A 14787-nucleotide genomic window follows, 5' to 3' on the forward strand; every position below is an offset into this window, starting at 1 on the left:
CGTCTGCCGGTACCGTCGGTGTCATGACGATCCGCGCTGTGGTCTGGGACATCGACGACACGATCTTCGACTACACCGCGGCGGATCGCGCCGGTATGCGGGAGCAGCTCGTGGCCGAGGGGCTGCTCGATGCGTACGCGACCGTCGAGCAGGCTCTCGTGCGCTGGCGGGAGGTCACCGACCGGCAGTGGGCGCGGTTCGCGGCGGGGGAGATCGACTTCCTGGGGCAGCGCCGGGAGCGGGTGCGGATGTTCCTGGGCGAGGAGCTGACCGACGCCGAGGCCGACGCCTGGTTCGACCGCTACATCGGGCATTACGAGGCCGCCTGGGCGCTCTTCCCGGACGTGCTGCCCGTCCTCGACCTCCTCGCCACCAGCCACCGGCACGGGGTCCTCTCCAACTCCAGCATCCGCGTACAGGACCGCAAGCTGCGCGTGCTCGGCGTCCGCGACCGCTTCGAGTCCGTCCTGTGCGCGGCCGAGCTGGGCGTCCACAAACCGGACGCCCAGGCCTTCCACGCGGCCTGCGCCGCCCTGGACCTGCCTCCGGAGCAGGTGGCGTACGTCGGCGACCACCCGGAGATCGACGGACGGGGTGCCGTCGACGCCGGAATGCTGTCCGTGTGGATCGACCGCGACGGCCTCGTCGGCGCGGAGCAGGCCCCCGAAGGCCCGCACCGGATCGCCTCGCTCGCCGAACTCCCCGCGCTCCTCGGCGCCGATACCCGTTTTGGAGCGCCGTCCACCTTCGGGTAATGTTCTTCCTGCGCCGCCGGAGAGCGGGCCGAAAGGCCGGGAACCGGAGGTGCAAGCTAGAACAAAAGCTCCGCAGGGGCTGGCGTTCCAGTGGCCTATGGTGTAATTGGCAGCACGACGGTTTCTGGTTCCGTTAGTCTTGGTTCGAGTCCAGGTAGGCCAGCTCGCAGATTGCTTCAAATCTGCACCCGTGGAGATCAGAATCCACACAGGCCCCCGTTGTGTAGCGGCCTAGCACGCTGCCCTCTCACGGCAGTAGCGCCGGTTCGAATCCGGTCGGGGGTACAGATCCTTCCCGGAGGGTCAGCCAGGGTCGCACCCACTGACTCTCATGCAGGATCGCTAGGGCCCCCGTTGTGTAGCGGCCTAGCACGCTGCCCTCTCACGGCAGTAGCGCCGGTTCGAATCCGGTCGGGGGTACGCTTTACCTTGAAGTGCCTTGGTCTATGGTGTAATTGGCAACACTACGGTTTCTGGTACCGTCATTCTTGGTTCGAGTCCAGGTAGACCAGCTCGGATCTGCGGTGGTGTCGTTCTAATCGCCTGCAAGATCCACGCCCCCGTTGTGTAGCGGCCTAGCACGCTGCCCTCTCACGGCAGTAGCGCCGGTTCGAATCCGGTCGGGGGTACGTCAGTGCAGGTGGCCCCCCGCTTCGGCGGGGGGCCACTCTGCATTTCCCCTGCCTACAGCCCGTACCGCCGTGCCGACTCCTCCTCCTGGGCCAGCCGGTGCAGTGCGGTGAGCACCGGCTCGAACAGCACTGTCGCCGCGACCGCCGTCTCCACCCGCTCCGCGTCCGACGCGTGCGTCTCCAGGTAGTCCAGGTCCCGTCTCGCCACCTGGTGCATCAACTCCGCGTACGGCGCCATCAGTTCGGCGTCCCAGGGATAGCCCAGCCGGATCAGCGCGGCCACCGCCACCACCAGCGAGCGGTGCACGGGGGAGAGGGGGCTCAGCTCACGCGCGGTCTCCCAGCCGAGGCTCGTCAGCAGCCGGTCCACCTCCCGGCGGGCGGCGACCACCGCCGGGTCCTCCTCGTCCGGCTCGGTGCCCTGCGGCAACGCCCACAGGGCCGCGCCCAGGCGGATCGTACGGCCCAGGGACTCGTCGTCGACATGGCCGAGCACCTCACGGGCGGTGGCGACGGGGATACGGCCCACCTGGATCAGCGCGCGCACCAGACGCAGTCGGCGCAGATGGCCCTCGTCGTACTCCGAGGTCGTCGTGTTGATCTGCCGGCCAGGCGCCAACAGGCCTTCGCGCAGGTAGTACTTGATGGTCGCGGTGGACACACCGCTGCGCTCGCTCAACTCCGCCAGCCGCATCCCTTGCGCCTTTCCTCGGACAACGGCACGATCCAAGCACGCGGTGGTCGGATTCGCTCGATCGTGTGATCGTCCGCTTGCGGGCTTGCGATCCCCTGGGCTGATCGGGCTAACGTGGTCGTGCGACCTGGGACACCGGGTACGGCGTCAGCGTGCGGGGCCCCTGCTCCACCAGAGGATGGTTCAGCCCCTCCCCGTCGCCTCTGGCCGTACCTACTTGGCCAGGTCGCACAGGGCTGTGTCCATCAGCGGCCTCCGGCCGCGGGGGCCTCCCGGGCCCGGACCACGCACAGGATGCGTGTCGCCGCCCCGGGGTCGAGTACGCCGGGGACCAGTGCGCCCAAGACCGTTCGGGGTGTGCGGCTGGACGGGCTCACGTCCGCTCAGTTCACAGGAACGGTTGTGGCACGAGACGTACGTCGGTGCCTGAGGGGTCGTGTGAGCCGTATGCCAGCCTTTGGGCTGGCTGCGGGGCATGGGGTGTTTGCCGGTGAAGAAGCGTGGGCGTTCCGGCAAGGAGCGGTTCGCTCATCGGTCGGTGCCCTAGGGGTTCCGCTGTGTACTGAGTGCGGGTCCGCTGTGGCTGGTCGCGCCCACGCGGCGGAGCCGCAAATCGATACAGCCCCGCGCCCCTGGGTTGGTGACCTCGCCCCTGACAAAGAAGTGCCCTCGATGAAGCGGCCTGCCGCGGCGTTGAGGCCTGCCGACTCCCGAGGGCGTACGTCCTTCTTGCTCAGCCCGTGCGGCGCAGGGCCTCCGAGAGGCGGGCGGCTGCGTCGATGACTGCCTGGGCGTGCATGCGGCCGGGGTGGCGGGTGAGGCGTTCGATGGGGCCCGAGACCGAGACTGCCGCCACCACGCGGTTCGACGGGCCCCGGACGGGGGCCGAGACCGACGCGACGCCCGGTTCGCGCTCGCCGATGGACTGGGCCCAGCCCCGGCGTCGTACGCCCGACAGCGCTGTCGCCGTGAAGCGGGCGCCCTGGAGGCCGCGGTGCAGGCGCTCCGGCTCCTCCCACGCCATCAGGATCTGGGCCGACGAGCCCGCCTTCATCGTGAGCGTCGAGCCGACCGGGACCGTGTCCCTGAGGCCCGAGAGGCGCTCGGCCGCGGCGACGCAGATACGCATGTCGCCCTGGCGGCGGTAGAGCTGCGCGCTCTCGCCCGTCAGGTCGCGGACGTGCGTGAGCACCGGGCCGGCGGTCGCCAGGAGGCGGTCCTCGCCCGCTGCCGCCGCCAGTTCCGCCAGGCGGGGGCCGAGAATGAAACGGCCCTGCATGTCGCGCGCCACCATCCGGTGGTGTTCCAGAGCCACGGCGAGACGATGTGCCGTGGGTCGTGCCAGTCCGGTCGCCGCGACCAGTCCCGCGAGGGTGGCCGGACCGGACTCCAGAGCGCTCAGGACAAGGGCTGCCTTGTCCAGAACGCCGACGCCGCTACTGTTGTCCATGAAACGATACTCGCGTCTCACTCTGTGAAACGCAAGTTCATTTTCCCGTGGAACGCGCCACTCTGGAAGACACAGCGGCCCGCCGACCAACGGGCCCGGTGGCGGATGTCCGGACGAGGGGTATGGGCGGTCGCCTCCACAAGATCTCTATCTAATTGGGCCGGCGCCCGCACGGGCCGGCCTGGAGGGAAAGCGATGGGTAGGACACTCGCGGAGAAGGTCTGGGACGACCATGTCGTCCGGCGCGCCGAGGGCGAGCCCGACCTCCTTTTCATTGATCTGCACCTGCTGCACGAGGTGACCAGCCCGCAGGCCTTCGACGGCCTGCGCCAGAACGGCCGTAAGGTGCGGCGCCTCGACCTCACCATCGCGACCGAGGACCACAACACCCCGACCCTCGACATCGACAAGCCCATCGCCGACCCGGTCTCCCGGGTCCAGCTGGAGACGCTGCGCAAGAACTGCGCCGACTTCGGTGTGCGGCTGCACCCGCTGGGCGACGTCGAGCAGGGCGTCGTCCACGTCGTGGGACCGCAGCTGGGGCTGACCCAGCCGGGCACCACCGTCGTCTGCGGCGACTCCCACACCTCCACGCACGGCGCCTTCGGCGCGCTGGCGTTCGGCATCGGCACCTCGCAGGTCGAGCATGTGCTGGCCACCCAGACGCTGCCGCTGGCCCGCCCCAGCACCATGGCCATCACGGTCGACGGTGAACTGCCCGACGGCGTCACCGCCAAGGACCTGATCCTCGCCATCATCGCGAAGATCGGTACGGGCGGCGGCCAGGGCTACATCCTGGAGTACCGCGGCCCCGCCATCGAGAAGCTCTCGATGGAGGCCCGGATGACCATCTGCAACATGTCGATCGAGGCCGGCGCCCGCGCGGGCATGATCGCCCCCGACGAGACCACCTTCGAGTACCTCAAGGGCCGCCCGCACGCGCCCGAGGGCGCCGACTGGGACGCGGCCGTCGAGTACTGGAAGACGCTGCGCACCGACGACGACGCGGAATTCGACGCCGAGGTCGTCATCGACGGCGCCGCGCTCTCGCCGTTCGTCACCTGGGGCACCAACCCCGGTCAGGGCGCGCCGCTTTCGGCCGCCGTCCCCGACCCGGCTTCGTACGAAGACGCTTCGGAGCGCCTCGCCGCCGAAAAGGCCCTGGAATACATGGGGTTGGAGGCCGGGCAGTCGCTGCGCTCCATCAAGGTGGACACCGTCTTCGTAGGTTCGTGCACCAACGGACGTATCGAGGATCTGCGCGCCGCCGCCGAGATCGTCGGGGGCCGCAAAGTCGCCGACGGCGTACGGATGCTGGTCGTCCCCGGTTCGGTGCGGGTCGGTCTGCAGGCCGTCTCCGAGGGCCTGGACCTGGTCTTCAAGGCGGCCGGCGCCGAATGGCGGCACGCGGGCTGCTCGATGTGTCTGGGCATGAACCCGGACCAGTTGGCCCCCGGTGAGCGCTCCGCGTCCACCTCCAACCGCAACTTCGAGGGCAGGCAGGGCAAGGGCGGCCGTACGCACCTGGTGTCGCCGCAGGTCGCCGCCGCGACGGCCGTACTGGGCCACCTGGCCTCCCCGGCCGACCTGTCCGACGCCGACACCCGTACGCCCGCTGGAGTCTGATCAGCCATGGAAGCATTCACCACGCACACCGGCCGGGCCGTCCCGCTGCGCCGCAGCAACGTCGACACCGACCAGATCATCCCTGCTCACTGGCTCAAGAAGGTCACGCGGGACGGTTTCGAGGACGGGCTCTTCGAGGCCTGGCGCAAGGACGAGAACTTCATCCTCAACCGGCCCGAGCGCAAGGGCGCGTCGGTCCTGGTCGCCGGCCCTGACTTCGGTACCGGCTCCTCGCGCGAGCACGCCGTCTGGGCGCTGCAGAACTACGGCTTCAAGACCGTCATCTCGTCGCGCTTCGCCGACATCTTCCGTGGCAACTCGCTCAAGAACGGCCTGCTCACGGTGGTTCTGGAGCAGAAGATCGTGGACGCGCTCCAGGAACTGACGGAGAACGACCCCGAGGCCGAGATCACCGTCGACCTGGAGGCCCGCGAGGTGCGCGCCGAGGGCATCACCGCCGCCTTCGAACTCGACGAGAACGCCCGTTGGCGGCTGCTGAACGGGCTGGACGACATCTCCATCACTCTGCAGAACGAGGACCAGATCGTCTCGTACGAGGCGAAGCGACCCTCGCACAAGCCGTGGACGCTCAAAGTCTGAGGACCCTTCCGAGGTCCGCTGCCGCTCGCAAGTCGAGTTTCGGCCATGGCAACACCCCGTCTGTACCCCCGATCGCCACGATTGGGGGTACAGCTGTTTCTGCCCCCGGGCCCCCTTGCGCCCCGTCCCGAGCCCTCTCAACTCCCCACGTTAGAAAGGGTGTTGATTGGGTACCCGGGTCTTGACAGCGCGCCTGGGAAGCAGGCGCGGAAGGCCGTTTGAGGTGGCAGTTGCCCCCTGAGCAGGCGACAACTCGCCCCAGATGGCACAATCTGTGCATGGAACACGACGGCCAACTCAAGCTCTACTCGGCGGTCGCGGCCCAACTCAAGGAAGCGCACACAAGAGTGCGCGCACTGCAAGTCCCGGAGGGCGTACGGATGGCGCTGACCCGGAAGCTGCTGGTCATTACGGCCGCGGCCAAGCACGATCTCGCCGATGCGACAAGGCGGCTGGAACGCTTCACGGCGGACCTCGACGAGGGTCGATTCCCCGACGAGGACCGCTGAGGAGCTCCGTGACAGCCCGAGTTCGTTGCGGCACAAGGGTGATTAGCCCGTTTCGTGTTTGATTTGCGGTATATATCTGCCTAACGTGCGAAAAAGCTTGAACACTTTCGTTCTGGCAATGTCTCCGAAGGGGAAGACGTGAACAAGGCGCAGCTCGTAGAAGCCATTGCGGACAAGGTCGGTGGCCGTCAGCAGGCCGCCGAGGCGGTCGACGCGGTCCTGGACGCCATCGTCCGCGCGACGGTCAGCGGGGACCGGGTGTCGGTCACCGGCTTCGGTTCCTTCGAGAAGGTCGACCGTCCGGCCCGTTACGCCCGCAACCCGCAGACGGGCGAGCGGGTTCGGGTCAAGAAGACCTCCGTCCCCCGCTTCCGTGCGGGCCAGGGCTTCAAGGACCTGGTGAGCGGCTCGAAGAAGCTCCCGCGTGGTGGCGAGGTCGCGGTCAAGAAGGCGCCCAAGGGCAGCCTGACCGGCGGCGGTGCTGCCGCAACGGTCAAGAAGGCCGTGGCGAAGAAGGCCACGACCGCCAAGCGGGCGACGGCGGCCAAGAAGACCGTCGCCAAGAAGGCGGCGCCGGCCAAGAAGACGACGGCCACGGCGAAGAAGACCACGGCCAAGAAGACCACCGCGAAGTCCGCGGCGGCCAAGAAGACCACGGCCACGGCGAAGAAGACCGCCGCGAAGAAGGCCCCGGCCAAGAAGGCGACGGCCAAGAAGGCCCCCGCCCGCAAGACGGCGGCCCGCACCACCACCGCCAAGAAGGCCACCGCCCGCAGCAAGTAGGGGCGCGAGGGCACTCACGCGCCGGGCCGGACTCCCTCGGGGAGTCCGGCCCGCGGCGTGTTCAGGGGGTGCGCGGTTCGTTTTTCGCCGCAGGCCGGTGGGGGCTTGTCGCGCCCCGCGGCGGAGCCGCAGATCGATACAGCCCCGCGCCCCTGAGGGGGTGCTGTCGCGGCCCCGACTTCATCAGGGACCGCTCAGAAGGTCTGCAGGGTGACAAGTGTGATCCGGGGGCCGTCCGCGACCCCTGTCGCTCCCTCGGTCTCCTCGACCTCGATGCGCACCCGCTGCCCGGGTCGCAGCAGCCTCAGCCCGCCCGCGTCGAACGCCGGCGCGTCGAAGGGGACGGGGGTGCCGTCGTCGAGCAGCACACTGCCGCTGCGCGTCTCGGCGTCGTACGTGTACGCGGTCGCCTGCATGGCGGCAGCCTACTGGCCCGCGATCAGCAGCCCTTCGACCACGGCCGCCGTCCGCGCCCCCACCCCCAGGGCGAGCGCCGCCCGCAGATCGTCGCCGGTGTCCACGTCCTGGCGTACGGAATTCACCGTCGTGAGTCCGATTTCCACGGCGCCGGAGTCGCGATGGCGGGTCCGGGAATGCGGGCCGAAATGCGGAGACAATTCCTGGCCGGTCCTCGCGGTGAGCAGAGTGGTGCCGACGGTGGCCGCGTCCGCGAGAAAAGCGCGCGGGAATTCGGCGGCGGCGTCCAGGACCCGGGCCAGTTCCAGGGGGCGCAGTGCCGGCAGATCGGCGTTCAGGGCTGCTACGGGACTGTCCGGCCGCCTCGTACGTACGACCGCCGCTCCGTGCGTCAGAGCGGCGTTCAGGCCGCCCAGGGGCTCGTCGGGGACGATCGAGGCGCCCAGCGCCGCCAGCTCGCGCGCGGCGAGGGCGTCGTCCGTGACGACCGCCACATCGCGGACCGCCGTACAGGCGAGCACCGCTGCCACCGTGTCCTGCGCGAAGGCCAGGGCCAGACCGGGGCGGAGCCCGTCGTGGGCGGTGTCCGCGAGCCTGCTCTTGGCCCGCGCCAGGGGCTTGAGGGGTATGACCACTGTCCACTGCACGAGCGTTCCGTACCTCCCTCGCCCACCCCGGCTGCTCACCCGGCGCTCTCCCGGTCGCATCCATTGTCACCTGGCTGTCATCAAAGCCCATCCGGCGGTGTCGGTGCCGGGGCGTACGGTGTTCTCGACAGACCGGAAGCCTGGGGCGACACTTGTGCGGCCCCCAGGTCAACCGGCCGGAGGTCCTGGCCCAGGCCCTAGAGGAAGGTGTCCGCGTGCCCCGCCGCAGAATCGGCTTCTGGTACCGCCTTGCTGCGGTCATCTGCAAACCGCCGCTGGTGGTTCTGATCAAGCGGGACTGGCGCGGAATGGAGAACATTCCGGCGGCGGGCGGATTTATCACCGCGGTGAACCACAATTCCCACGCCGACCCCTTCGCCTACGCGCACTACCAGTACAACAGCGGCCGTGTTCCGCGTTTTCTGGCGAAGAGCGGGCTTTTCAAGAAGGGATTCGTCGGCACCATGATGCGCGGTACCGGACAGATCCCCGTGTACCGCGAGACCACCGACGCGCTGAGCGCCTTTCGCGCCGCGATCGACGCCGTGGAGCGCGGTGAGTGTGTCGTCTTCTATCCCGAGGGCACCATCACCCGTGACCCGGACCAGTGGCCCATGACCGGCAAGACCGGCGCCGCCCGGGTCGCCCTGCAGACCAAGTGCCCGGTGATCCCGGTGGCCCAGTGGGGCGCGAACGAACTGCTGCCGCCGTACGCCGGAAAGCTCAACGCCCTTCCGCGCAAGACCCACCACGTCCTCGCGGGCCCGCCCGTGGACCTGACGCGGTTCTACGACAAGGAGATGAGCCCCGACCTCCTGAAGGAGGCGACGGAGGTCATCATGGCCGCGGTCACCCGCCAGCTGGAGGACATCCGTGGCGAGAAGGCGCCGAAGACGCCGTACGACCCGCGCCAGGAGCGGATCGAGCAGCGCCGCCGCACCGCCGCGGAAGAGGCACAGGACGCGCAGGACGCACGGGACGCCCAGCACGCGCTGGACGCCTTGAAAGCGGTACCGGAAGCAGCACAGGCACGGGAAGTTCAGGAAGAGGGGCAGGGCAAGTGAGCGAGCCGGTCAAGGCGGCGGTGTTCAGCGCGGGATCGTGGGGGACCGCCTTCGGCATGGTGCTCGCCGACGCCGGCTGCGAGGTGACCCTGTGGGCCCGTCGCCCCGAACTCGCCGAGGCGATCAACTCCACGCGTACGAACCCGGACTACTTCCCCGGTGTCGAACTCCCGGAGAACCTCCGCGCCACCACCGACCCCGCACAAGCCGCCCGCGACGCCGACTTCACGATACTCAGCATCCCCTCGCAGACCCTGCGCGGGAACCTCGCCGAGTGGACGCCGCTGCTCGCCCCCGACACGGTCCTCGTCTCCCTCATGAAGGGTGTCGAACTCGGCTCCGCGATGCGGATGAGCGAGGTCATCGAGGACGTCGCGAAGGTCGGCCAGGACCGGATCGCGGTCGTCACGGGCCCCAACCTCGCCCGGGAGATCGCCGCCCGGATGCCGGCCGCCGCCGTGGTCGCCTGTACGGACGACGCCGTGGCCCAGCGCCTCCAGACCGTCTGCCACACCCCGTACTTCCGCCCGTACACCAACACCGACGTCGTCGGCTGCGAACTGGGCGGCGCCGTCAAGAACGTGATCGGCCTCGCCGTCGGAATCGCCGACGGCATGGGCCTCGGCGACAACGCGAAGGGCTCGCTCATCACGCGTGGCCTCGCCGAGACCACCCGCCTCGGCCTCGCGATGGGCGCCGACCCGCTCACCTTCTCCGGACTCGCGGGCCTGGGCGACCTGGTGGCGACCTGCTCCTCGCCCCTGTCCCGCAACCACACCTTCGGCACCAACCTCGGCAAGGGCATGACCCTCCAGGAGACCATCGCGGTCACCAAGCAGACCGCCGAGGGCGTCAAGTCCTGTGAGAGCGTGCTGGATCTGGCCCGCAGGCACGGCGTCGACATGCCGATCACGGAGACGGTCGTCGGCATCGTGCACGAGGGCAAGCCGCCCGTCGTCGCCCTGAAGGAACTGATGTCGCGCAGCGCCAAGCCCGAACGACGCTGAGCAACAGGGGTCTGTGGGCGCTGACTCAGCGCCCTACCACCGGGTACTCTCAACGCGATATGAGCACCGAGAACCTCCCCCAGAGCCCCGAGCAGCCGTCCCGCAAGCCGCGCGTGGCCGTCGTCTTCGGCGGGCGCAGCTCCGAACACGGGATCTCCGTGGTCACCGCCGGCGCCGTGCTGCGTGCCATCGACCGGACGAAGTACGACGTCCTGCCGATCGGCATCACCCAGGACGGCCGCTGGGCGCTCACCGCGGACGAACCGGAGCGCATGGCGATCGTCGACCGCAAGGCGCCCAACGTGGACGAACTCGCCGAGTCGCGCGAGGGCGGCGTGGTCCTCCCCGTCGACCCCGCGAACCGCGAAGTCGTCTACAGCGAACCGGGATCGGTGCCCAAGGCCCTCGGCGAGGTGGACGTCGTCTTCCCCGTGCTGCACGGCCCGTACGGCGAGGACGGCACCCTCCAGGGTCTGCTGGAACTCTCCGGTGTCCCGTACGTCGGCGCGGGCGTGCTCGCCTCGGCCGTCGGCCAGGACAAGGAGTACATGAAGCGGGTGTTCACGTCGTTCGGCCTCAAGGTCGGTCCGTACGTGGTGATCCGGCCGCGTGAGTGGGAGCGCGACGAGTCGGCCGCCCGCAAGAAGATCATCGACTTCGCCGGCGAGCACGGCTGGCCGCTGTTCGTGAAACCCGCGCGCGCGGGATCGTCGTTCGGCATCACCAAGGTCGACGAACTGAGCGGCCTCGACGAGGCGATCGCCGAGGCCCAGCGCCACGACCCGAAGATCATCGTGGAGGCCGCGCTGCGCGGGCGCGAGATCGAGTGCGGGGTGCTGGAGTTCGAGGACGGCCCGCGTGCCTCCGTACCCGCCGAGATCCCGCCCGTACAGGCGCACGCCTTCTACGACTTCGAGGCCAAGTACATCGACGCGGCCGACGGAATCGTCCCCGCCCCCCTCACCGAGGACCAGACCGCGGAGGTGCGCCGCCTCGCGGTGGAGGCCTTCGACGCGGCATCCTGCGAGGGCCTCGTCCGCGCGGACTTCTTCCTCACGGAGGACGGCGAGTTCGTCATCAACGAAATCAACACGATGCCGGGCTTCACCCCGATCTCCATGTACCCGAGGATGTGGGAGGCGACGGGAGTGGACTACCCCGAACTGGTGGATCGCCTGGTGCAGGCGGCCCTGCGCAGGTCAACGGGCCTGAGGTAGAGCGCCCCTTCAGGGGCGCGGGGAACTGCGCGACAAGCCACGACGGACCCGCACCCGACAACGCAACAGGTCAAAGATGGCGCCTAGTCGGCAATCCCCACAGGAACCGTCTTCTTAATAGCGGCAGCCAGATCAACAAGCGCCCCCGAGGTGTCCCGCCCCGACGGAACAGTCACCTCCACATACGCAAGCCGCGAGGACGTAGTGAACCGGGACGACCCGTCGTCCCGTTTCTCCATCAGCCACCCGACCCCGTTCACCTCACCCCCCACCGCATCAGGATCCGCCCCGGTGGCGACCTTGGGGTCGGTCATCTTGGGCGGCCTCACGACACCGCAGCGCAGTATGATCGCCGGGCTGCCCCAGCCCGCGGTCAGTGCGGACCGGGGCTCGGGGTCGTCCCGGTCAAGCCCGTCCACCTTCGCCGGCAGCGCCTCGTCCAGGTTCCGGCACAGCTTCGTGGCCTTCCCGTCCGGCTCGGGAACCGTGACCGAGGCGCTGTCGTCTGCTGAGGAGCAGCCCGTGACGACGATCAACACGGCGAGCACGGGCAGAGCGAGCGGCCGGTGACGGAAGAAGAAGCGCACCGGCACAGGGTAGACGGGGGCTACAAGTGCACCACCGGGCAGGTCAGCGTGCGGGTGATGCCGTCCACTTGCTGGACCTTCGCGACCACCATGCGGCCGAGGTCGTCCACTGTGTCGGCCTGGGCGCGCACAATCACGTCGTACGGTCCTGTCACGTCCTCGGCCTGGATCACCCCCGGGATCTTGCTGATCGTGTCGGCGACGGTCGACGCTTTGCCGACCTCCGTCTGGATCAGGATGTACGCCTGTACCACGGAACCTCCAGGGCGGCCACGAGGATCATGTGGGGAAAAGGAACGCCACGGTATCGCGTCGCCGCGCGCCAGGGGGAGACCCGCGGCGGCCGGGGCACCCGCGCCGGGGTGCGCACGAAGCACAGGTTGACGGTCACCTCGACCGTACCGAGGCCGACGGGGCCTCGCGACCGGGCACGGACGGCAACACGGACAGCAACGGGGACAGCACCAGAAGGGGACGTACGTCTATGAAGGGCACTGTGGGAGAGCTGGGGGAGTTCGGGCTCATCAGGGAGCTGACCTCCCGGCTCACCACCACCCCGGCGGTCCGGGTCGGCCCCGGCGACGACGCCGCCGTGGTCGCCGCGCCCGACCGCAGGGTCGTGGCGAGCACCGACATCCTCCTGGAGGGGCGGCACTTCCGCCGCGACTGGTCCACCGCGTACGACGTGGGCCGCAAGGCAGCTGCCCAGAACCTCGCGGACATCGCCGCCATGGGCGCCGTACCGACCGCACTGCTGCTCGGCCTGGTCGTCCCCGCCGATCTTCCGGTCACCTGGCCCGTCGAACTGATGGACGGTCTGCGTGACGAGTGCCAGGTCGCGGGCGCGGCCGTGGTGGGCGGTGATGTCGTACGAGGGGACACGATCATGGTCTCCATCACCGCGCTCGGCGATCTGCGCAACCACGAGCCGGTCATCAGGGGCGGCGCCCGGCCCGGTGACGTCGTCGCCGTGACCGGCTGGCTGGGCTGGTCGGCGGCCGGGCACGCGGTGCTCTCGCGCGGCTTCCGCTCGCCGCGCGCCTTCGTCGAGGCCCACCGCCGCCCCGAACCGCCGTACCACGCGGGCCCGGCGGCGGCCGGCCTCGGCGCGACCGCGATGTGCGACGTGAGCGACGGGCTGATCGCCGACCTCGGGCACATCGCCGAGGCCAGCAAGGTCCGGATCGACATCCGCTCGGGCGCGATCGACATCCCCTCCCAGATGAACGACATCGGGCAGGCCGTCGGCGTCGACCCCATGCAGTGGGTGCTCACCGGCGGCGAGGACCACGCGATCGTGGCGACCTTCCCGCCGGACGTGAAGCTGCCGGCCCGCTGGAAGGTGATCGGCGAGGTCCTCAACCCCTCCGCGCTGCCCCAGGTGACGGTCGACGGGGCCCCCTGGACCAGCAAGGGCGGCTGGGACCACTTCGCGGACATCGAGTCGTGACCGTGCCTCTCGTGACAGTGCCTCCGCGCGTGCTGACGGTCGCGGGCTCCGACTCCGGCGGCGGCGCCGGAATCCAGGCCGACCTGAAGACGATGCTGGCCCTCGGCGTGCACGGCATGAGCGTGCTCACGGCGGTCACCGCGCAGAACTCCCTCGGCGTACAGGGCGCTTGGGAGCTGCCGGTGGAGGCGGTGCGGGCCCAGTACCGCAGCGTCGTCGACGACATCGGCGTACAGGCGGTCAAGACCGGGATGCTCGCCTCGGCCGAACTGGTCGAGGCGGTCGCCGAGTTGATCGCGGCGACGGGCGTGCCGACGGTCGTCGACCCGGTGGGCGTCTCCAAACACGGGGACCCGCTGCTGGCCGCCTCCGCACTGGATTCCGTACGGACGAAACTGCTGCCGGTGGCGACCGTGGCGACGCCGAACCTCGACGAGGTGGCCCAGCTCACGGGCGTACGGGTCGAATCGGAAGGTCAGTTGCGCGAGGCCGCGGCGGCCGTGCTGGCGTACGGGCCGAAGTGGGCGCTGATCAAGGGCGGACATCTGCCCGGCGAGGCCGTGGACCTGCTCACGGACGGCTCCGAGGAACACTGGCTGCGGGCCCCGCGCCACGACAACCGGCATACACACGGCACCGGCTGCACGCTGGCGTCGGCGATCGCGTCGGGGCTGGCGAAGGGGGAGTCGGTGCCGGTGGCGGTGACGGCGGCGAAGGAGTACGTCACCGGGGCGATCGCGGCCGGGTTCGCGCTGGGGGGCGGGATCGGGCCGGTGGACCACGGGTGGCGTTTCCGGGCGTAGTTGCGCTGGGGTACGGCAAAAAGCCGGTCCACCGAGGTGGACCGGCTCTGAGCAGCGAACCAGCAGTGGCCGCGCGCTAGCTGAGCGTCAGCGCGAGACCTTGCCGGCCTTGATGCACGAGGTGCAAGCGTTCACGCGCTTCGGCGTCCCACTGACCACGGTACGTACGCGCTGGATGTTCGGGTTCCAGCGACGGGGGGTACGGCGGTGCGAGTGCGAGATGGCGTTGCCGAAGCCCGGCCCCTTGCCGCAGACGTCGCAGTTGGCAGCCACGGGTCACTCCAAAGACTTCAGATGCTCTTACGGGTTGATCCCGGCATGCCTGGATCAGGATCGTAGGATCTGAGTGGCGGTGCCAGGGAGAAGGCCCGATGTGCGAAGACCATCTGGGATGGCCGTCTCGATCGGGCAACCGGAGCAGCATACAACGACTGCGCCAGTACAACGAAACTACCATGGCTGATCAGGGCCTCGCTCCCGCCCCGGGCCACCCGGCATTCACCCGGGGTCTACGCTGCGTGCCACGTCCAGCAGCTCAAGGAGGCA

The 14787-nt window shown here is 69.4% G+C and carries 17 protein-coding genes and 5 tRNA genes; 15 read left to right on the forward strand and 7 right to left on the reverse strand.

The window, feature by feature from the left end; translation table 11 throughout:
• Nucleotides 1–23 precede the first annotated feature (23 nt).
• The 6 genes from ACWDR4_RS01470 to ACWDR4_RS01495 all read left to right on the forward strand — a co-directional run bounded on the left by ACWDR4_RS01470 (nt 24) and on the right by ACWDR4_RS01495 (nt 1384).
• On the forward strand, nt 24–755 hold the full coding sequence (locus ACWDR4_RS01470) for an HAD family hydrolase (RefSeq protein WP_450402392.1): 732 nt from the start codon (nt 24–26) through the stop codon (nt 753–755).
• A gap of 91 nt (nt 756–846) precedes the next feature.
• Nucleotides 847–918 (forward strand) — tRNA-Gln (locus ACWDR4_RS01475).
• Between the two features lie 49 nt (nt 919–967).
• A tRNA-Glu gene (locus tag ACWDR4_RS01480) sits at nt 968–1040 on the forward strand.
• A gap of 62 nt (nt 1041–1102) precedes the next feature.
• Nucleotides 1103–1175: transfer RNA gene (locus tag ACWDR4_RS01485), tRNA-Glu, on the forward strand.
• Between the two features lie 20 nt (nt 1176–1195).
• Nucleotides 1196–1267 (forward strand) — tRNA-Gln (locus tag ACWDR4_RS01490).
• A gap of 44 nt (nt 1268–1311) precedes the next feature.
• Nucleotides 1312–1384: transfer RNA gene (locus tag ACWDR4_RS01495), tRNA-Glu, on the forward strand.
• Between the two features lie 55 nt (nt 1385–1439).
• On the opposite strand, the gene ACWDR4_RS01500 is transcribed toward ACWDR4_RS01495, so the two are convergent.
• Both ACWDR4_RS01500 and ndgR read right to left on the reverse strand, forming a co-directional pair.
• Complete coding sequence (locus ACWDR4_RS01500) at nt 1440–2081, reverse strand: MerR family transcriptional regulator (protein ID WP_450402395.1); 642 nt, start codon at nt 2079–2081, stop codon at nt 1440–1442.
• Nucleotides 2082–2814: 733 nt separating this feature from the next.
• Entirely contained in the window at nt 2815–3531 is a 717-nt protein-coding gene (ndgR, locus tag ACWDR4_RS01505) for an IclR family transcriptional regulator NdgR (protein WP_055524291.1), read from the reverse strand.
• 195 nt (nt 3532–3726) lie between these two features.
• Here ndgR and leuC point away from each other — a divergent pair, with 195 nt between their 5' ends.
• From leuC to ACWDR4_RS01525, 4 genes are all read left to right on the forward strand, one after another.
• Nucleotides 3727–5157, forward strand: a complete 1431-nt coding sequence (gene leuC / locus ACWDR4_RS01510) for a 3-isopropylmalate dehydratase large subunit (protein WP_450402398.1) — start codon at nt 3727–3729, stop codon at nt 5155–5157.
• Between the two features lie 6 nt (nt 5158–5163).
• Entirely contained in the window at nt 5164–5757 is a 594-nt protein-coding gene (leuD, locus tag ACWDR4_RS01515; RefSeq protein ID WP_450402400.1) for a 3-isopropylmalate dehydratase small subunit, read from the forward strand.
• Nucleotides 5758–6035: 278 nt separating this feature from the next.
• A complete protein-coding gene (locus ACWDR4_RS01520) occupies nt 6036–6266 on the forward strand; it encodes an SCO5555 family protein (RefSeq protein WP_450402403.1) in 231 nt (76 codons plus the stop codon).
• 138 nt (nt 6267–6404) lie between these two features.
• Nucleotides 6405–7049, forward strand: coding sequence for an HU family DNA-binding protein (locus ACWDR4_RS01525; protein WP_450402404.1), 645 nt, complete (start codon nt 6405–6407; stop codon nt 7047–7049).
• Nucleotides 7050–7243: 194 nt separating this feature from the next.
• On the opposite strand, the gene ACWDR4_RS01530 is transcribed toward ACWDR4_RS01525, so the two are convergent.
• A complete protein-coding gene (locus ACWDR4_RS01530) occupies nt 7244–7465 on the reverse strand; it encodes a hypothetical protein (RefSeq protein ID WP_450402407.1) in 222 nt (73 codons plus the stop codon).
• 9 nt (nt 7466–7474) lie between these two features.
• Nucleotides 7475–8113, reverse strand: a complete 639-nt coding sequence (gene cofC, locus ACWDR4_RS01535; RefSeq protein WP_450402410.1) for a 2-phospho-L-lactate guanylyltransferase — start codon at nt 8111–8113, stop codon at nt 7475–7477.
• A gap of 215 nt (nt 8114–8328) precedes the next feature.
• On the opposite strand from cofC, the gene ACWDR4_RS01540 reads away from it, so the two are divergent.
• From ACWDR4_RS01540 to ACWDR4_RS01550, 3 genes are read left to right on the forward strand one after another with little or no spacing between them, the layout of a single operon-like run.
• Complete coding sequence (locus ACWDR4_RS01540; RefSeq protein WP_450402413.1) at nt 8329–9177, forward strand: lysophospholipid acyltransferase family protein; 849 nt, start codon at nt 8329–8331, stop codon at nt 9175–9177.
• Nucleotides 9174–10184: an NAD(P)H-dependent glycerol-3-phosphate dehydrogenase gene (locus tag ACWDR4_RS01545; RefSeq protein ID WP_450402416.1), complete on the forward strand. Its 1011-nt coding sequence runs from the start codon at nt 9174–9176 to the stop codon at nt 10182–10184. The genes ACWDR4_RS01540 and ACWDR4_RS01545 overlap by 4 nt, the downstream gene beginning before the upstream one ends.
• A gap of 59 nt (nt 10185–10243) precedes the next feature.
• Nucleotides 10244–11401, forward strand: coding sequence for a D-alanine--D-alanine ligase family protein (locus ACWDR4_RS01550; protein WP_450402418.1), 1158 nt, complete (start codon nt 10244–10246; stop codon nt 11399–11401).
• Nucleotides 11402–11484: 83 nt separating this feature from the next.
• Here ACWDR4_RS01550 and ACWDR4_RS01555 read toward each other — a convergent pair whose 3' ends face one another.
• Together ACWDR4_RS01555 and ACWDR4_RS01560 are read right to left on the reverse strand one after the other, a co-directional pair.
• Nucleotides 11485–11988, reverse strand: coding sequence for a DUF3515 domain-containing protein (locus ACWDR4_RS01555; protein WP_450402420.1), 504 nt, complete (start codon nt 11986–11988; stop codon nt 11485–11487).
• A gap of 20 nt (nt 11989–12008) precedes the next feature.
• Nucleotides 12009–12242 (reverse strand): Lrp/AsnC family transcriptional regulator, encoded by a 234-nt coding sequence (locus tag ACWDR4_RS01560; RefSeq protein ID WP_019068732.1) that lies wholly within the window; start codon nt 12240–12242, stop codon nt 12009–12011.
• A gap of 230 nt (nt 12243–12472) precedes the next feature.
• On the opposite strand from ACWDR4_RS01560, the gene ACWDR4_RS01565 reads away from it, so the two are divergent.
• Nucleotides 12473–13438: a thiamine-phosphate kinase gene (locus ACWDR4_RS01565; protein ID WP_450402423.1), complete on the forward strand. Its 966-nt coding sequence runs from the start codon at nt 12473–12475 to the stop codon at nt 13436–13438.
• 17 nt (nt 13439–13455) lie between these two features.
• Nucleotides 13456–14241 (forward strand): bifunctional hydroxymethylpyrimidine kinase/phosphomethylpyrimidine kinase, encoded by a 786-nt coding sequence (gene thiD / locus ACWDR4_RS01570; protein WP_450402528.1) that lies wholly within the window; start codon nt 13456–13458, stop codon nt 14239–14241.
• Nucleotides 14242–14328: 87 nt separating this feature from the next.
• Here thiD and rpmB read toward each other — a convergent pair whose 3' ends face one another.
• Nucleotides 14329–14514: a 50S ribosomal protein L28 gene (gene rpmB, locus ACWDR4_RS01575; protein WP_450402425.1), complete on the reverse strand. Its 186-nt coding sequence runs from the start codon at nt 14512–14514 to the stop codon at nt 14329–14331.
• Nucleotides 14515–14787 lie beyond the last annotated feature (273 nt).

This window comes from Streptomyces sp. NPDC000878 (assembly GCF_053599695.1).